The sequence below is a fragment of the Aquitalea sp. LB_tupeE genome (assembly GCF_013391415.1).
GTDB lineage: Bacteria > Pseudomonadota > Gammaproteobacteria > Burkholderiales > Chromobacteriaceae > Aquitalea.
The window spans coordinates 1-18294 of the sequence record NZ_JACAXB010000047.1 but is presented as its reverse complement, the minus strand read 5'-3'; the positions used below and the strand labels follow the sequence as shown (position 1 = coordinate 18294).

Sequence of the window (18294 nt, the reverse complement as noted above, 5' to 3'; positions counted from 1 at the left end):
TTCATGCCGGCCAGGCGCAGCGATTTGCGCTCGCTGAGCCCTTTGCCCACCAGATGGCGCACCAGCTCCCGCCGTGACGGTGCGCTCACCACTTTTTTCGCAAGGCCTCTTTGGCAATCTCGTTCTCGAGCATAGTCTCGGCCAAGAGTTTTTTCAGGCGCGCATTCTCTGTCTCCAGCTCCTTCAGACGCTTGGCCTCCGAGACATTCATTCCGCCGAATTTGTTGCGCCAGAGATAATAGCTGGCCTCCGAGAAGGCGTGCTTGCGGCACAGTTCGGCAATGGGCATTCCCGCGTCCGCTTCGCGCAGGAAGCCGATGATCTGTTCTTCGGTGAATCGTTTCTTCATATCCAATCTCCGTGTGTGGTTGATTGGACTCTAAAGTCACGTGCTACTCAATACCGGGGGGACGTCGCTTGCATCGCAATAGAACAGATGCATTAAAAATTCAGGTTTCACTCTGTATAGCGCTATACAGATTGCTGGCAGGTGCCAGCTTGACCGGATAACCGTGTATCAGGACGAAGTGGCTAAGGACTTTGAGTGGTGGCTCCGAGTCGATTTCAGTCGCTGCCGAAAGATAAAGCCGGACATTCGCCCCTCAGATAGCTGGGTGTCCGGTTTAAGTTTCTGAGCGAATGTTTTGAGTCGACCACACTACCGGCCGCTTTGGCCGAACAACAGCCGGTGGATAGGTTTGGTCGGCAGCAGTTCGGCCAAAGCAGTCCGTGAGAATGGTTGGGAGTAACGACAGGTTTACATCTAACTTCGGACAGAACCTGATCGCCCCCCCCCCCATGTGACATGGCATCAACGATGCCAGGCCGACTTGAAGTCAAACCAGCCCAGCGCGTTGAGCTTTAAATCCTGCATGCCATCGCTGACTTGTAGGCGTAGCCGGTTATGAAAGAGGGGAAGTAGTGTATGTTGGCTGAGAACATACGCGGTTAAATTACCAGCATCCAGTACTCCTCTGCGCCATTCACTATGTAAGTCAGTCGCCTGATGGTTGTGAGCGTCAAAAGCCGCATTACGTACCAGTGGGGTCCCTAGTAGCCAGGCAGGAATGGCGTAGTCGATATCGCTGGTAAAATTGACTGAGCCCAAATACATATCAAACCCGCCAAGCCCTTGCTGCCAGTCAGTAAAGCTAATGCTGTGGCAGCTTACTTCGATCTGCGCAGCAGCCAAGCAATCCTGAATCGCCTGTGCAATTGCGGGGTAGTCAGGCTGATCTTCAGGGAAAGCCAGGTTAAGCGATAGCGTGCCATGCTCCGGCACTCCAACCACTTCATGTTGCTGACGCAGGTGAAACCATTGCGGCAGCAAACTGCTTGCCACCGTCCAGTATTGCCGCACATCCAGAGGAATATGCTGAATAAGTAGTAATGGAGAAAGTAGATGGGATAGTTGCTGACGCAATACCTGGCTACGCAGGAGCGCTGAGCGTGAATCAAGCAGTACAAAATAACAGCCTTGTTCCGCCTCCATGGCGTACGCTTGTTCTGCACTGGCCACAGGTGAAACCTGCACCTCCAGCCCTTTTGTGGATTGCTGTTCCGAGCTCTGCTCCACGCCTAGCTCGGGCAATATCCAGATATCAATCTCGTCCAGCAAGGCACGATAACCAAAGTAGTCATCAAAAGCCTGCAGACTCAAGTGAAAGTCATCGTTGGCCATAACCTTGTAGGGACCACAACCAATGGGGTGCGAGGCGAATTCTGGGTTTTGAGCGTGGCTTGATGGAAGGAGTAATGCCGCACTGTCTGCCAGCAAGGTTGGAAGCCGCGCATCCTCTTCATTTAGCACAATACTGATGCAACGCGGAGTAAGTGCCTGGACTGTCTGGATATGTGAGAACAAGGGAAGTTGTCGCAGTCGCAGCAAACTGTCTTTTACATCATCTACGCTTAACAGGCGACCATCATGCCAGCGCACGCAGGGGCGAAGATGAAAGTGCCACTCCAGGGAGGAGTGCTGGTGCCAGTGATGCGCCACATCCGCTTCGACTTCCCCTTTTTCCTCATTCATGACAGTAAGCCCGCTATGAATCTGCCGAACAAGATGGCGCTCGGAACGGCGCAGATCTGTACCGGGATAGAGGCTGGGTAATGCGCGGTAGTAAGGAATACTCAGTACCTGGCGGTTGTTCCGCCAATGTTGGCCAAGTTGCTGCAGCAAAATGGTCGCCAGTGCTTGTTTGTCATGGTCAAGCACTTCCAATGCCTGCTCTACTTTCCCCTGTCCCAACAACGAGGCTGCACTATCACGTCGCAAGCTCTCCGGCTTGCAACAGAAGCGTAGCCTGGAACGTCCGCCACGCCCGGCTTGAGCTTGCCACTCCAGCCAACCCTCCTGCTGCATGCTGTTTAGTACATTACGCATATGCCTACGGGTACAGCAGGCAATATCGGCCAATTGCTGCAACTGGGTATCCACTTCCTGTCCGGAAAAATGCTGATAGAGCCTGTGGTACTGCTGGGTAAGCCGTTTCGGGTGCATAAAAGAGGAAATTTTCAAAGTAATTTCAGCAATTTAATCATGCCGGTTTTTCGGGAAAGATACAGCATCTTGACGCAGAGGATGCACACCCATGAAAACAGCAGACACAATGGCTTATTACGCCTCCTACTTGTCCCGAATCATGCCGGATAACAGCAGCAAAGTCCGCTGGGCCTTACTGCAGCTGCAGGAGTTCATGCCACCGACGGCACCGAAGCAGTCAGGCAGTGCAACACCTGACAAAGCAGAGTCGGATTAGTCCGTATTTGTTGTGTTATGCCCCAGGGAATACGGCCTGCGCTGTAAATCATCTGCCTGCTCAGCCTCTGGTGCTGACCGGTCGGTGAAGGCCTTACGGTACTGCAGTGGTGTCATGTGCTTGAGACTGCGGAACTGGCGATTGAAATTGGCGGTATTCGGATAGCCAGACTGCATGGCAATGCTGGCTATCGACAAACGGGTATCTACTAACAATTGACAGGCATGCGCAATGCGGATGCGCATGAGGTAGCGACTCACACTCTCCCCCAGATGCTGCAAGAAATAGCGGTGCAATGAGCGCGAGGACAAGCTACCTGCCGCAGCCAACTGCTCAATGCTTAATGGCTGGGCAAATTGGGCATCAATCATGGCCAAAATGCGATTGATTCGTTCCGGCTGATGTCCAGACGGCCTGCCCATGGTTTGAAATGCGGTGGGTGACGCAAGTGGCGTACCAACTTCATCAGCCAGCAGACACAGGATGTCCAGCGCCGCCATCAACCTGCTTCTTGGCAGCACTGACAACAATCCATCCAGTCGCTGCTGCATCAGTGCTGCCGAATCCGGCCCGAACGACAGACCACAGCCCGCATGCCGCATCAGGCGCAGTAGCGGACCATACTCCGGGCAACAACTAACCAGCCGTCTGGCCCAGTCGCCATCAAACCACAGCACGACCGCCACCTGATCCTCATCAGGCGCAATCGACGTATTGGAAGACCAGCTATGCGGCAGATTCGGTGGCAGCAGCACCAGGTCGTTGTTGCCGTAGTCGGTGATTGAGTCGCCAATATATCGCTTTCCCTGACTGTTCAAGGTCAGCGTCAGCTCATATTCGGGGTGGTGATGCCACTCGAAAGGAATATGTTGCAGCCGGCGGTGGTAAACCCGTAGCGAACACCCTTCAGCCAGGGTGACATGCTCGAATGTAGCTTTCATGGCAGATCAGGCAAATAATTTGGCTTAATCGTATCACATCTGACAAACGCCCTGTTTTATGCTGGCTCCTCCACCAAAGGAGACAACAAGATGCATACCCTGCACATCAAGGACTTAACCAATGCCATTCGTGCGGCCAAGCAGCAGCTACGCGCAGCCTTGCCCAATTACCGCGAAGTATTTAAGGAAGTAGAAACAGACATACGTCGCCAGGTCGCCATTTTGCATGAGGAGAAGGAGCGCGGCCTGTCAGTCATTCCGGAAATCAACTACGCCGACATCGCTGGGGACAAGGTAGATCCTCGTCTCATCACTGCGATCAAGACTCGTGGTGCATGTGTCATTCGAGGCGTATTTGCTGCAGAACAGGCCGAAGAATGGGATAAGCAAATCGGCCACTATCTGGCTGAGAACAATCTGGATGAACGTCTCAAATACCGGGCAGAAGATAAGTATTTTGGGGAGCTCGTATCCAGCAAGCCACAAATCTATGGTGTCTACTGGTCGCAACCCCAAGTAGAGGCCAGGCAGTCCGCAGAGCTGACCCAGGCACGCGTATTCCTGAACCGCCTGTGGCTGAGTGAAAGTGAAGGGCAGCGTCACTTCGATCCAGAGCAAGTACCCAGCTATGCTGACCGCTTGCGGCGACGCCCTCCAGGGTCAGCTTCGCTGGGACTTTCAGCACATTGTGACGGCGGCTCGGTGGAGCGCTGGTTGGATGAGAATTTCCGTAAAGTGTACCGGCATGTATTCAGTGGCAACTGGCGGGACTATGACCCGTTTGATGGCGCATACCGTACCGAGGTCCGCGAGATTCCTTCGCCTGCTGTTTGCTCGATGTTTCGCACTTTCCAGGGCTGGACAGCTCTGACCCCTCAAGGCCCTGGTGACGGTACCTTACAGCTGATCCCGATTGCCAACGTGATGGCCTATTTATTACTGCGTGCCTTGCAGGATGATGTCCCTGAGGATGATTTGTGCGGAGCCTTGCCTGGACGAGCACTTTCTATCAAACCGGAGTGGCATCAGGCACTGGATGGTGCTTTGTCATCCATTCCGCAGATGCAACCAGGCGATACCGTGTTCTGGCATAGCGACGTCATTCACGCTGTAGAAGATGAGCACCATGGAAGTCACTGGAGCAACGTCATGTATATCGCAGCGATTCCGGGGTGCGCCAAGAATGATGCCTATCTGGCCCGTCAGCTACCCACATTTTTGGAAGGAAAAAGCCCACCGGATTTTCCGGAAGATCATTTTGAAGTCAATTTTGTTGGCCGTGCCTCAGCGGGAACGCTTTCCCAGCAAGGAAAGGCACAGCTAGGATTCAAATGAAGTTCTCTCTTGTCTCACATTGCGCTGCCTTCGGGCAGCTTTTTTTAGATTGTTGAGTTTTTCTACAATTTTGGGCACTGTGCAACTCGTTTCGCCACGGGGATGCCTCCTTCCGCATTCCATTAGTTAATGACATTATGTACCCTTTATCTGCCATATCACTGGCCGGGATGATCCCGGCCGGCAGCTTGAATAAATCAGTCAGCGACTTTGATGACGACTTTGCCAAATGGACCACGGGCAAGGTGTTCGAATGCCTGAACTGCTTCGTCAAACTTGTACACTTTGTCAATAACAGGCTTGATACTGTGCTTGTCGAGGAACGGATTCATGCGATCAAATGAGCTGCGCGGGGCAACAGCGATGCCGCGAATAGTTGTCTGGCGGAAGATCACTGGCATCAGTTGCAACTGCGTAGTTTGACCTGTCAGAAAACCAACTTGGGCAATCACACCCGCCGCTTTTGTCGCTAGAACTGATTGGTTAAGGCCATTCCCCCCAGCAACGTCGATTGTCACATCAACACCTTTCCCATCGGTCAATTCCAGTACTTTCTTCTCCCAATCTGGATATGTGCGGTAGTTGATACCATCACCGACACCAAGGGCTTTGACCTTATCTAGATTCTCATCATTACTTGATGTCGCAATCACGCGAGCACCATATGCAGCTGCAATTTGAGCAGCAAAGATTGAGACACCTCCGGTGCCCTGCACTAATACAGATTGGCCAGGTTTTAGGTTGCCTACGTCCATCAATGAATACCAAGCCGTCAGTGCCGCAATTGGTAGTGTGGACGCTTCCTCATCTGTCATGTTTTCTGGTGCGCGGACGGCACTGTCTTCATGAATAATCATGAATTCAGCCAATCCACCCGGCAGAGGCATGCCAAAGCAGTAGGCAGGCTCATCCGGACCAGGCTCTCCGTCCAGCCAACGAGAGTAGAGGTGTGAGTTGACACGATCACCTAACTTGAAGCGGGTAACTCCTTCACCAACAGCGACCACCTCCCCAACAGCATCAGATACGGGAATTAGATCTTTCGGTACAAGATGTGGCTCGTAGATTCCATCAACAATGGCTTTATCGCGGAAATTCAGTGATACAGCGCCAACTTTTACCAACAGCTCACCTGCCTGTGGCACTGGGGTAGGAACCTCTCCGAGCTCAAGGTTTTGCAAGCCGAAATCTTTCAACATCCATGCTTTCATGTTTCTCTCCAGTAGATGAGAGTGCCGAGAGGCTCTCAAAGAAAGCAGAGTTTAATTACTTCCAAAAAATTGAGTAAGTAGATAAAATTACACACTTTCCATCCTAAAATTCCACAATAAGGAGGATAGCTATGGAAGATCGCTTTGCAGGTATCCGAGAGTTCGTGTTGGCTATAGAGAAAGGAAGCCTTACAGGCGCTGCAATGCAACTGGGGCTCACAGGATCTGCTGTTGGCAAAAGTATTTCGAAACTAGAAGCAAGACTTGGTGTGCAACTACTTCATAGAACTACACGCCGAATTGACCTCACGAATGAAGGCGAAGCTTATCTACTAAGCTGTCGGCGCATCTTGGATGAACTTGATCAAGCAGAATCGTTCTTGGCGACTGGTCACCGAGAGCCTATCGGTCGCCTCCGAATTGACCTACCCACTACTTTTGGCCGCCGGCACATAGTCCCCCCCCTGCTTGAACTTACGGGGAAATTTTCTCGCTTAGACTTATCCTTCACACTAAGAGATCAAGCAATTGATATGCTAAGTGAGGGAATAGATATGGCCGTTCGTATCGGCATACTTGGTGATCATCCTGAGTTAATCGCCCGACATCTTGGTGACCAACACATGGTAATTTGTGCATCACCAGCGTATCTGGGACGAAAAGGAGTGCCTCATCTTTATGATGATTTAAGACGGCATGATTGCCTAGTCGGCTGGAGACGAACAACCAAGCCCACTTGGTTATTTAAAGACTCAACAGGTACGATATCTTCACAGGAAGTCCCTGTGCGACACGAGCTCCCGGATGGTGATGCATTGCTGCATGCGTGCTTATCTGGCTGTGGTCTTGCTCAACTGCCATCATGGTTGGCTAATGATGGGTTGCGTAGTGGTTTACTGGTGCAAGTCTTGCGAAATACAACTGGAGGATCGATGCCAATCCATGTCCTATGGCAAAAAACTTGGCATTTGCAGCCCAAAGTCAGAGTTGCAGTAGACGCGCTTGTTAACCTCGCGAAAAATAGACCTGATGTCTTTAATGCAAAGTTGCTATAGAAGAATTGCTGCAATTAGATACCGACATAGCAACTTTTCCTGGAAGGGTGAAGGCATTAGGTGATCAGTTTATGCCGTATTGCTGATGCACAGACAGGACATAAGTTATTGCTACTTCAAACCTAGAGCTTCACTTGAAGTGCATGGTCACATAAGTGATCTACATGCACTTCATTGTTAGCCCTAATACACAATGAAATCCATTATCTTTTCCCACATCGCAACCGGATTAGAGTACATGGGGAAGTGGCCGCATGCCGGGATCTCGGCCAGCCTTACCCCGTTGGCCTGGATGTGGCCCAAGTAACTTAGTCCTGCATTGCTGGCTCCGTACATGAACATCTTGCGGCAAGGCAAGGCCAGAAACTTTTCCATTAACTGTCCATGGTCGGACAGCTCGACCATGGAAGTAAAAATTCCGCGCACTGCTGCTGGACGGACCTTGTGGTGCAGGCTGGCGGCATAGAGGGCGCTGGCATGATCCGGAGCCTGGCTGGTCCGGTGGATAAAGTCGCTAAAGAATTGCTCTGCATCGGATGCTGGATAATCATGAATCTGCCTGCTCAGGAAGCAATCTTCTGGTGCAATATTACCTTCGATGTCTGTAAAGCTGAGCACCCCTTCCTGTAATTCATGAGCCAGCAACAGCGCGGTCAAGCCTCCCATAGAATGTCCTACCAGATGGAATTGCCCTATCTGATAGCGTGCCAGCATGGCGCGAGCTGTCTTCAGTAATAGCGGAATACCTACTTTGTCCAGAGCAGTGCAGATGCTGGCCCCGCAGCCAGGGGCGTCATAGGCAATCACGGCATGGCCATCAAACGCCGGATGCTGGACGATGTCGGCATAGTCTTCCTTGGTCGAGCCAAAACCGTGCAGAAAGACAATCGGTTCTTTGGGACCTGGGCGATACAGAGCAGAAACAGTCAGTTCCATACCTTCAATGTGGATGGCTAGCGTCTGGGTCTGTAGTGGTTGTGGTTTCATCTTGTCTCCCTGTTTCAGCCGTTGACGGCCATCACCGTGCTGCAGAAAGTCCGGATCGCAGCACAGGCCTTCCGCAACGATGCCTCATCAAGTGCATAGGCAACACGCAGATAAGGCCCCAGGCCGAAGGCGCTACCGTGTACTACCGCCACACTGGCTTCCGTCAGCAGGGCAATGGCGACGTCTTCGTCAGTTTGCAGCAGTTTGCCAGCCGGGCTGCGTTTGCCCAGCAAGGCCTCGCAACAGGCAAAGGCATAAAAAGCCCCCGTCGGCTTGATGCAGGACAGGCCGGGTATTTCGTTGAGCAGGCGCACCATCATGTCGCGCCGGTTTTCAAACACACCACGTGAGCGGGAAATGAAATCCTGCGGCCCGGTCAGGGCTGCCAGCGCGGCATGCTGCGAAATGGAACAAGCGCCTGAGGTCTGCTGTCCCTGCAGTTTTTCCATGGCATCCAGCAGCCAGCGTGGGCCGGTGGCATAGCCGATGCGCCAACCGGTCATCGCGTAGGATTTGGATACGCCATTCATGGTGAGGATGCGGGGCTGTAGACGCGCTTCAATCTGGGCCAGGGTATGGAACACCTGTCCGTCAAACAGCAAGTGTTCGTATATATCGTCGGATAGTACCAGTACCTGCGGATTGGCCAATAAAACCTCGGCCAGCGCTTGCAGTTCCTCACGCAGATACACCGCCCCACTGGGATTGGATGGTGAGTTCAGGATCAGCCAGCGGGTTTGCGGTGTAATGGCGGCCGCCAGCTGTGCAGCCGTCAGCTTGAAGCCACTGTCTGGGCCGCAAGGCAGGATGACGGACTTGCCACCGCATAGTTGTACTATTTCCGGGTAACTGACCCAGTAAGGCGCGGGGATGATGACCTCATCACCTTCATTCAGGGTGGCGGCCAACGCATTGAAAATCACCTGCTTGCCACCAGAACAGACCAGAGTATCGGCCCACTGCACATCCAGACCGTTTTCGCGGCGGAATTTGTCAGCCACCGCTTCGCGCAGGGCCTTCAGGCCGGCAACCTGGGTGTAACGGGTGTGACCATGATTGATAGCGGCCATGGCTGCGGCACGAATGTGCAGCGGGGTATCAAAGTCCGGCTCACCGGCGCACAGGGAAATCACTTCGACGCCAGCTGCGCGCAGCGCGGCAACCCGGTCCATCACCTTGTAGGTGGCCGAAGGCTGGGCGCTGGCCAGATATTTGTTCAGTACGGGAGTATTCATGTTCATGCTCTTTCTCGCCAGCAGGACAGCCCCATCAGTTCCAGGGTGCTAGCCCCTTGGCGTAGCTGCTGCATCATGATGTTTTCTTTTTCTGCTCGGGCTTCTGCTGCCTGCAAGGTTGACGTTACGGCTGCTGCGGGCAGGATGATGACGCCGTCGGCATCGGCGACAACCAGATCACCTGCTGCCACTGGCGCACCAGCAAACAGCATGGCCTGGCCGACGGCCGGGCTACTTGCCTTGACGGTGCCGCGTACCGAAATGCCACGGGCAAACACCGGAAAGCGATGCGCGCCGATTGCAGCCACATCGCGCACACCACCATTGATGACCAGTCCGGCAATGCCAGCAGCCTCGGCGGCAACGGTCAGCACCTCACCCCAGTAGCCGGCAATGAAACCGGCGGCATCCACCACCAGCACACTGCCTGCCGGGGCGCGCTCCAGCGCGATATGAATGGACAGGTTGTCACCGGGGGAGCAAATCAATGGATATGCCGGAGCCGCCAGTGCCGCGCCCTCCCATATCGGTCGAATCTGCGGATCTACTGCGCAGTTCAGGCCCGATGCCTCGTACAGGGTGGCGCTGCCCAATGTCAGGCAGCGGGTACGCTGCTCCAGACTGAAAGCGGAATTGCTCATGCCGGTTTCCTTTGCAGATCGTGATAACCCAGTTCGGTACGGGCCACGGCCAGTGTTTTTCCAGCAGCCAGTTGTGCGCGAATCCGGGCTTCCACGCTTTCGATATGGCGTGCCAGTGCGGCAACCTCGGCGGCACGTTCACGCGGCACCACGACTACGCCATTGGCATCAGCAACCACGATGTCACGGGAGCAGACCCGTGCCGTGCCAATGGATACCGTGCCATTGAGCGCCTCCACCTGCACCCGGTCCTTGCCCGTACGCATGAAGCGTCCCTGAGTGAACAGTGGATAGCCATCGGCCAAGGCTTTGCCCACGTCACGGCAGACACCGTCAATGACGGTAGCTGCGATGTGTCGCATACCGGCGTACTGGGTCATGATGTCGCCCCATACCGTGCAATCGGTACGGCCATCGTTATCAATGACCACTACATCGCCCGGGGCGACATCGTCAATGAAATCTCCCACCGTTCCTGCCGGTGTGCTGGCGCTCACGTATTTCACGGTGAAGGCCGGCCCGACCACGGTAGCGCGGTAGTTATCCAGCGGCATGATGCCCAGGCACTGGCCGGGCAGGCCCAGCTTGTCCATGGCATCGGATACTGCCGGGGTATCCAGCCCGGCAAAGGCGGCAACAAGTTGCTGGTCGGAGTGCATCATTGCGCCTCTCCTTGTTTGATGGCTTCAAATTGCTTGTCGTGCATGACCTCTGCGACGGAACGACCGCTGCGCACGGCAGCCACCATGCCGTCCTGACGGCGCGCGATTTTCTCGGCCAGAGTCAGCACTTCATCAATATGCTGGGCCGGGGTGAACACGGTGCCACAGCGATCTGCTAGAACGTAGTCATCTTCTGACACGGTGACACCCGCCATGTTGACCGGCTGGCCGGACGACAGCTGCACTAACCGGTTGCGGGCGCTGATCATGGTGACGCCGCGTCCATACACCGGGTAGCCAATGTCGGAACTGCCGTCGATATCCCGGCTGAGGCCATCGATGACGGTGCCACGGATACCCTTGCATCTGGCGGCATTGGCCAAAATATCGCCCCAGCAGGAAATGCCCTCCACACCACCGGCAATGACGAGCACCCTGTCGTGGCTGGAAATGGTGTCAATCACGGGTGAAATAAGATGGACGGTGGGCTGGGCGTCGGTTTTGCGACCCAGTTGAACCGTGCTGGCACGCCCCACCACTTTGGGGCAATCCCACAGCGGGCGCAGGCCATAGGTAGCACCGGGCAGGTCAAAGAAGTCGAGTGCATCGGACAGGGTATTGCTGTCCAGTTGCTGTAATCGGGCGAGCGGGGAAATCAGGGACATGGCGTCACTCCTGGGTCAGGGACTTGTGTGAGGCCTACTTTCCGCTCTACAGTTAAATAGGTAAATTCCGTTGTATCTAAAGTTTAAATACGAAAAACCTATCAAAATCATGATCAACTTCCGCCTGATTCGCCACCTCTGGCTGTTCCTGGCCATTGCCGAAGAGAAACACTTTGGCCGTGCCGCAAAACGGCTAGGCATGTCGCAACCCCCGCTAACCGAGCAGATTCAAGTACTGGAGCACGCACTCAAGGTGAAGCTGTTTGATCGCTCGCGGCGCGGCGCGCAGCTGACCCCGGTGGGTCAGGCTATCCTGCCGGCAGTGCGGAAGTTTGCCGAGCAGCTGGAAAGCCTGGAGCTGGCGGTGCGTGAGGCGGTGGCCGGGCAAATCGGCACGGTTACCATCGGTGCAATTACCTCAGCCATCCTTGAGGTGTTGCCGGCACTCATCGAACAGGTAAGGCAGAACCACCCCGGGTTGACCATCGCGGTCAAGGAAATCGACAGTTATGAAGCGATCCCCGCTTTGGAAGCCGGTGATATCGACCTTGCCTTTGCCCGGCTGGAAGGTAATCTGGGCGAAAACATCAATTCACTGCCCATCCGCCAGGATCGTCTGGCCGTAGCCTTGCCAGCTGCGCATCCGCTGTGCGAACGGTCCGGGCTGTACTTGGCAGACCTGGCTGAGGAGAACTTCATCATGTTTGCACGCAAGGTGAGTCCCTTGTCCTTTGATGCCCTGATTTCAGCCTGCGGCAATAGCGGCTTTTCACCCCGAATCCTGCATGAAGTCCGTTCAGTTGCATCTCAGATTGCATTTGTTGGCTGCAAGCAGGGTGTGGCGCTGGTACCGGACTCATTGCAGCTGATGGCACCTCCGGCAGTGGTGATACGTCCACTGGAAGATGGCCTGCATGTGGTCACCACTGCCATGGCCTGGAGCAGCAAGCGCCAGAACCCACTCATTGATATCGTGATTGATCACATCAGTGCCACTTATCTGCACGCGACAGATGGCAACACGCGGGTTGATGCCAGCTGATAAGGCCGCATCACGCCTGGTTTTCAGGCAGGGCCAAAGCTGGCTTTGCCTGACGACTGGCTAGCAGAACCCCGGCCATGACCAGCGCGGTACCAGCCAGTTGCGCCAGCGAAATCGGTTCGTGTAGTAGCCACCAGCCAAACAGCAAGGTCAGGGCCGGCCCCAGCGTACCGATCAGCACCGAGCGTTCGGCACCGATATGGCGGATGGAAATGGACTGCCAAAAGATGGGCAGAATGGTAGAGAACAGCGCCATGCCGACGCTGTAGCCATAAACAGGCCACGGCAGCCGCAGAGTGGCCAGTGGTCTGGCCAGGACAAAATGCAGCAGGATGGCGGCGGTGGCAATCAGGATAGCCAGCAGGGAAAACTGATGTGCACCCATGCGGCGAATGGCAATCTCCGAGCCTGCATTGTAAAAGGCATACAGCACCGCACAGGCAAAGACAAAACCTGCACCCAGCAATACCGTGCCGATATCACGGCTCTGGCCGGCATCGTGCAAAAATGCAATGGCGATACCACCGTAGGACAGGGCTGCAGCCAGCAGGATGCGCGCATCGGCTTTCTTGCCCATGAACACGATGCCAATGGCGATGGTAATGGTAGGGTAAGTAAACAGGATCAGCCGTTCCAGCCCCGCGCTGATGTATTGCAGTCCGTAAAAATCCAGCATGCTGGAACCGTAATAGCCCAGCACGCCCAATACAAGTAGTAGTCCCTTGTCGCGCGCCGGTAGGCGGGGAAATCTCCGGATCGCAGGAATGGCTGCCAGCAGCACAAAGGGAATGCAGAACACCATACGTAGCGTAAGCAGGGTGACCGCATCAACTGTGGCCGAGGCATAGGCCAGCTTGACGAAGATCGCCTTGAAGGAAAAGCCGAAGGCGGCCAGAAAGGCAAACAGCACACCACGCTGTTCTGGGGTGAAGAGGACTTTCAATGCAGGTACCACGCATGAGAAATAGGCGATGATCGGCTGGCCGATAGGAAAGGTTAAATACTTTTAGCCAATGGCTGTGATAGGGAAATCAGACTGAAGTCCCCCGACCTATCCAGACACCTTGGCAGCTGCAATCCATACAGAAGCGGACCTCGCAGGTTTCGCCATGACAGACCGCTTTGGCCGACTAACAGCTGGTGAAGCAGCCTGGTTGTCGGCAGTTCGGCCAAAGCGGTCACCATTCCTGGATTGCCAGGCGTCCCAGTTCAATCGCTTAGCGGACGTATATCTTCACTGTCAAACCAGCAGCGAGCTGAATACAACCTCTACAAACTCTTTAAGCGGCGCGTCACTCTTGTCTGCTCGCATTCTCAGTATTGCCCCTTCCCAACTGTTAAGAACAAACTGAGCAAGCACTGAGGCAGGCAGTCGATTGTGGATTGCTCCCGATTTTTGTGCGTCAGCAATGCAGGTCTCAAACAGCCTGCTCCAGGTTCTGAAGTGCGTCGCCAGGCTATCTCGGATCAGTTGGCTGTGATCTGCTACTTCCAGGCTCAAATTCCCCAACAAGCAACCGCGGACATAGCCTGAACTCTGGAAGCCCTGAATTCGCTGGTCGAAGTAGGTTTTCAAGCGCTCAAGAGGTGGAATTTCTTCATTTTCAAAGAAGGCGCGCAGGTCAACCAGCCCCTTGCCGAAGTAGAAATCAGCAACCTCTCGGCCAAAGTCTTCCTTGCTCTCAAAATGATTGTAAAAAGAGCCCTTGGGTACTTCTACGGCATCCGTGATCTCTTTGATACCCGTTGCGGAGTAACCCGCATCATGAAACATCCGCACTCCTGCACGGATGAGGTTGTCCCTGGTATGGGGCTTAGGCTTGGGGCCACGGCGAGCTGGCGTACTTGAGGATTCCATCACGTTGCGCTTGAATAATTAATGACCGGTCATCTCCTATTTTTACTCAACGGCTCTTTGATCGTCAAGCTCACCTCTGCCTATTCGCTTCTAAATCACCATCGAAAGTAGGAAATTGTTCGCGTTTTGACCGTGAGTAGTCATAGACAAATTTTGCTTCTTGACTAATACAAGACGACCGGTCATATTAAAAAAAGAAAAGCGCTTGGCTACCTTCACTTGATGCCGGGCCCGATGGCGTGACTGCCTGTTGAGCCTTGCTTTGCCTACCGAGGATCTACCTATGTCGTCAAAATCATTGTTCTCACCCCTTCAACTGGGCAATCTGCAGCTAAGCCATCGTATTGTCATGCCGCCGCTGACCCGGATGCGTGCAGGCCAAGGCAATGTTCCCAATGAGCTAGCTCCTGAGTACTACGGCCAGCGCGCATCAGCCGGCGGATTGATCATTGCTGAAGCCACGCAAGTGACCCCTTATGGACAGGGTTATCCGTCGACGCCAGGAATCCACTCTGAAGCACAAGTTGCTGGCTGGAAAAAAGTGACTGACGCAGTACATGCCAAAGGTGGGGTCATTTTTCTGCAGCTATGGCACGTTGGACGTTCCTCCCACTCCAGCTTTCAGCCTGATGGTGTGCTTCCCGTCGCACCGTCGGCCATCGCTATCAGCAACGAAGTATCCCTTACCCCTGAATGGCAACAGGTCCCGTATGAAGTACCTCGTGAGCTGGAGCTGAGAGAAATTCCGAGCATCATCGACGCCTATCGCGAAGGCGCTCGAAATGCACTTGCAGCAGGCTTTGATGGTGTCGAAGTACACGGTGCCAACGGCTATCTGCTGGAACAGTTCCTGCACGACAGTTCGAACAAGCGTACCGATGCCTATGGTGGTTCGATTGAGAATCGTGCACGCCTGCTGCTGGAAGTAACAGAGGCCATGATTGAAATCTGGGGTGCAGATCGAGTTGGGGTGCGCCTGTCCCCGTTCTCAACATTCAATGATGTCGGTGACTCAGACCCGATCGCGCTGTATGCACACGTTCTCACTCGCCTGGATCAAATGGGTATTGCCTACGTCAGCTTGATCGAAGCACGTGGTGGTGGCGGGATGCAGATTGGTACGCCTAGCAGTGTTGATCAATTGCGAGCCTTCTGGCCCGGCACTCTCATTCTCTCCGGGGGATTCAGCAAAGAAACGGCAGAGGCCGCTATCAACTCGGGTCGTGCCGACGCAATCGGATTTGGTCGACTTTTCATAGCGAACCCGGATCTGCCGCAGCGCTTCCGGCTCGGTGCTGCTCTGAATGCCTACGATCGCTCAACCTTCTACGGCGGTAGTCAGGCCGGATATATCGACTACCCCGCACTGGAGAGTGTGGAACTGGCCGACTAAGGTTTTCAATCTATTTTCATCTCGGTTTGGACCTGTTTCCAACCCTGTAAAAGCAGTGAATTTAACTGGAGGTTTTACCATGAAAGTTGTTGTTCTAGCGGCAACCGGCCAGGCTGGCCGCACCATTCTCAGTGAGCTGATCAGCCGGGGGCATCAAGTTACAGCCGTGGCTCGCAACCCGGACAAACTGCCCAAAAGCATTCATTGCGTGCGTGACGACCTAAGTAGTGCAGAGCGAATTGCCGAGATCATTGCCGGTGCAGATGCTGTTGTGAGTGCCTTTGGTCCGCCAAAGGACGACCAGCGCTTCTTCTCTGATGTGAGCTATACCGATCAGTTGGCGCAAGTGACCGAGCGGGAGATTGCAGCAGTCAAGCACGCCGGTGTTCCCCGACTGATCATGGTGGGTGGTGCTGGCTCACTATGGTTCTCACCAGGTGTCACTGTTCTCAAATCAGGTCATTGGCCAGATCCGCTCGTGCCTATCGCCACATCGCACATGAAAGCTTTTGCTGCCCTACGAGAGTCCGGCATCAATTGGACATACTTCAGCCCTCCGATGCTGATTGAGCCCGGAGTGAGAACCGGCAAATTCCGCCTTGGCGGTGATGACGTCATCTTTGATGAGCAAGGCAAGAGCAAAGTGTCATTCGAAGACTATGCAATTGCTTTGGTCGATGAGCTGGAAAAGCCTGCTCATGAACGTAGCCGTTTCACCATCGGCTACTAAGTAGCCACATGACGGTGACTTCACGGCTTCTATGCAACGTCGTGAAGTCACCCAACTGGCTTATTGAAGGTACTGCAATTCCTCGCGAGCACGTATTCCACGATTTCAAGACACCCGAAGAACCGTTAATTCTTGTGCCACTGAAGCAATACTTGCTCTTTGCGGCATTAGGTTTGCAGCTGCCAGTCCTCCTCGTTGTCACAAGCCCTTGGAATCATCATGGCATACAGAAGCCTTAACCCGTTTACTGAACAAGCGATCAGTCATTTCGACAACCATACCGACACCGAAGTTGAAGCAATTCTTTCTACGGCAGATGCGCTTTACCGCTCAGATTGGTCCAAAGGTGACGTATCGGCCCGACTGACCATACTGGAAGCACTGGCAGACCTGCTTGTTGAAAATCGTGAGAAGCTTGCACAGGTGATGGCTCAGGAAATGGGGAAACCCATTTCTCAAGGCCGTAAGGAAATTGATCTATGCACCTCCATTGCGCGCTACTACGCGACCAATGCGGCCAACCTTCTACGGCCACAACCCGTCGCAAATGACATCGGAGAAGGTTGGGTTGAATACCATCCGATCGGTGTTTTGCTGGCAGTAGAGCCATGGAATTTCCCGATATATCAGCTCATCCGTGTGATTGCTCCTGCGATTGCTCTCGGTAATCCCGTAGTTTTCAAACACGCCAGCATCGTGCCCAAGTGTGCACTTCTATTCGAAGACATCCTACGTCAGGCAGGTGCTCCGAAAGGAGCCGTTACCAATCTATTCATCTCAGCAGCACAAGTTGCAGAACTTCTTGGTGATGCTCTCATTCAAGGCGTGGCATTGACAGGGTCTGAGGGAGCGGGCAGCAAAGTAGGTGCTCGCGCCGCAGAGATGATCAAGAAATCGACACTGGAGCTTGGTGGGAGCGACGTTTTCGTCGTACTGGATGACGCAGACCTTAAAAAAGCGGTGAGTGCCGGGGTCTCTGCGCGGATCGCGAATGCGGGCCAGGTTTGTATCGGTGCGAAGCGCTTTGTTGTACAGCGCGGTATCGCTGACGACTTCATCTCCGCATTTGTCACCGGTATGAAAAGCGTGATGATGGGAGACCCCCTAGAAGAGGAGACACAACTTGGACCGCTCGCTTCAGCAGAAGCGCTGGCAGATCTCTGCCAGCAAGTTGAAAGTGCTGTACAGAATGGCGCACAAGTTTTAACGGGCGGTAAGCGTGCCGATCGAACGGGCTTTTTTTATGAACCGACAGTACTTGCTCAAATTTCCAAAGACAATCCGGCCTACTACCAGGAGTTCTTTGGACCGGTAGCACAGATCTACATCGTGGATGACGATCAAGAAGTCATCGCACTAGCAAACGATTCGCTATTCGGTCTGGGTGGATCAATCTTCTCGACCGACATCAATCGTGCCCGCCTGCTAGCCTCTCAGATCGAAACGGGTATGGTCTTTATCAATACCCCAACGACCTCTCGGCCTTCATTACCTTTTGGCGGTATTAAGCGCTCTGGCTATGGCCGTGAGCTTGGTGAAAGCGGTCTGCTCGAGTTCGCCAATCGTAAACTGGTTGTCATTGCTGCATCCCATTGATAGCGATGGCTGTTTTTGAGAAGAAAACAGCCATTCACTATTTTGCATCTGGAGACCGCTTTGGCCGACAAGTTGACATCGGAGCTGCTGCGAATTACCAGCAACCAAAGTCTGCTACCAGTACAGGTTACAGCCTTCGCATAGTAGAAGCAGCGGGGCATTCACCCCGCTGCAGTAAAGT

16 protein-coding genes and 1 pseudogene are annotated in these 18294 nt (G+C 53.9%); 6 read left to right on the top strand and 11 right to left on the bottom strand.

Features of this window, described 5'->3' with window-relative positions; translation table 11 throughout:
- The 3 genes and pseudogenes from HWX34_RS20760 to HWX34_RS20750 form a co-directional block, all read right to left on the bottom strand.
- Positions 1 to 349 (bottom strand): annotated as a pseudogene (locus tag HWX34_RS20760) (transposase); the annotation flags it as partial.
- A 462-nt stretch (positions 350 to 811) separates the two neighbouring features.
- Positions 812 to 2521 carry an HTH-type transcriptional regulator SgrR gene (sgrR, locus tag HWX34_RS20755; protein WP_178974068.1) on the bottom strand — a complete coding sequence of 570 codons (1710 nt, stop codon included), beginning with the start codon at positions 2519 to 2521 and terminating at the stop codon, positions 812 to 814.
- A gap of 237 nt (positions 2522 to 2758) precedes the next feature.
- Positions 2759 to 3703, bottom strand: a complete 945-nt coding sequence (locus tag HWX34_RS20750) for an AraC family transcriptional regulator (RefSeq protein WP_178974067.1) — start codon at positions 3701 to 3703, stop codon at positions 2759 to 2761.
- Positions 3704 to 3793: 90 nt separating this feature from the next.
- On the opposite strand from HWX34_RS20750, the gene HWX34_RS20745 reads away from it, so the two are divergent.
- Positions 3794 to 5038 carry a DUF1479 domain-containing protein gene (locus HWX34_RS20745; RefSeq protein ID WP_178974066.1) on the top strand — a complete coding sequence of 415 codons (1245 nt, stop codon included), beginning with the start codon at positions 3794 to 3796 and terminating at the stop codon, positions 5036 to 5038.
- A gap of 197 nt (positions 5039 to 5235) precedes the next feature.
- Here HWX34_RS20745 and HWX34_RS20740 read toward each other — a convergent pair whose 3' ends face one another.
- Positions 5236 to 6249 carry an NAD(P)-dependent alcohol dehydrogenase gene (locus HWX34_RS20740; protein ID WP_178974065.1) on the bottom strand — a complete coding sequence of 338 codons (1014 nt, stop codon included), beginning with the start codon at positions 6247 to 6249 and terminating at the stop codon, positions 5236 to 5238.
- Positions 6250 to 6380: 131 nt separating this feature from the next.
- Here HWX34_RS20740 and HWX34_RS20735 point away from each other — a divergent pair, with 131 nt between their 5' ends.
- Positions 6381 to 7304 (top strand): LysR family transcriptional regulator, encoded by a 924-nt coding sequence (locus HWX34_RS20735; RefSeq protein WP_178974064.1) that lies wholly within the window; start codon positions 6381 to 6383, stop codon positions 7302 to 7304.
- 183 nt (positions 7305 to 7487) lie between these two features.
- On the opposite strand, the gene HWX34_RS20730 is transcribed toward HWX34_RS20735, so the two are convergent.
- Genes HWX34_RS20730 through HWX34_RS20710 form a run of 5 tightly spaced genes read right to left on the bottom strand, consistent with a single transcriptional unit; the run spans position 7488 to position 11494 of the window.
- Positions 7488 to 8291, bottom strand: a complete 804-nt coding sequence (locus HWX34_RS20730; RefSeq protein WP_178974063.1) for an alpha/beta fold hydrolase — start codon at positions 8289 to 8291, stop codon at positions 7488 to 7490.
- A gap of 14 nt (positions 8292 to 8305) precedes the next feature.
- A complete protein-coding gene (locus HWX34_RS20725) occupies positions 8306 to 9526 on the bottom strand; it encodes a pyridoxal phosphate-dependent aminotransferase (RefSeq protein WP_218645282.1) in 1221 nt (406 codons plus the stop codon).
- A gap of 2 nt (positions 9527 to 9528) precedes the next feature.
- Entirely contained in the window at positions 9529 to 10167 is a 639-nt protein-coding gene (locus HWX34_RS20720) for an RraA family protein (protein ID WP_178974061.1), read from the bottom strand.
- On the bottom strand, positions 10164 to 10829 hold the full coding sequence (locus HWX34_RS20715; RefSeq protein WP_178974060.1) for an RraA family protein: 666 nt from the start codon (positions 10827 to 10829) through the stop codon (positions 10164 to 10166). Before HWX34_RS20715 ends, HWX34_RS20720 begins: the two co-directional genes overlap by 4 nt.
- Positions 10826 to 11494 (bottom strand): RraA family protein, encoded by a 669-nt coding sequence (locus HWX34_RS20710; RefSeq protein ID WP_178974059.1) that lies wholly within the window; start codon positions 11492 to 11494, stop codon positions 10826 to 10828. The genes HWX34_RS20715 and HWX34_RS20710 overlap by 4 nt, the downstream gene beginning before the upstream one ends.
- A gap of 109 nt (positions 11495 to 11603) precedes the next feature.
- Here HWX34_RS20710 and HWX34_RS20705 point away from each other — a divergent pair, with 109 nt between their 5' ends.
- Positions 11604 to 12536 (top strand): LysR family transcriptional regulator, encoded by a 933-nt coding sequence (locus HWX34_RS20705; protein ID WP_178974058.1) that lies wholly within the window; start codon positions 11604 to 11606, stop codon positions 12534 to 12536.
- 10 nt (positions 12537 to 12546) lie between these two features.
- Here the strand turns inward: HWX34_RS20705 and HWX34_RS20700 are convergent, their stop codons facing one another.
- On the bottom strand, positions 12547 to 13479 hold the full coding sequence (locus tag HWX34_RS20700; protein ID WP_218645281.1) for a DMT family transporter: 933 nt from the start codon (positions 13477 to 13479) through the stop codon (positions 12547 to 12549).
- Between the two features lie 297 nt (positions 13480 to 13776).
- A complete protein-coding gene (locus tag HWX34_RS20695; protein WP_178974057.1) occupies positions 13777 to 14394 on the bottom strand; it encodes a TetR/AcrR family transcriptional regulator in 618 nt (205 codons plus the stop codon).
- Between the two features lie 283 nt (positions 14395 to 14677).
- On the opposite strand from HWX34_RS20695, the gene HWX34_RS20690 reads away from it, so the two are divergent.
- The 3 genes from HWX34_RS20690 (at position 14678) to HWX34_RS20680 (ending at position 18113) form a co-directional block, all read left to right on the top strand.
- A complete protein-coding gene (locus HWX34_RS20690; RefSeq protein ID WP_178974056.1) occupies positions 14678 to 15787 on the top strand; it encodes an alkene reductase in 1110 nt (369 codons plus the stop codon).
- Positions 15788 to 15866: 79 nt separating this feature from the next.
- Positions 15867 to 16517: an NAD(P)-dependent oxidoreductase gene (locus HWX34_RS20685; protein ID WP_178974055.1), complete on the top strand. Its 651-nt coding sequence runs from the start codon at positions 15867 to 15869 to the stop codon at positions 16515 to 16517.
- 219 nt (positions 16518 to 16736) lie between these two features.
- Entirely contained in the window at positions 16737 to 18113 is a 1377-nt protein-coding gene (locus HWX34_RS20680) for an NAD-dependent succinate-semialdehyde dehydrogenase (protein ID WP_178974054.1), read from the top strand.
- Positions 18114 to 18294 lie beyond the last annotated feature (181 nt).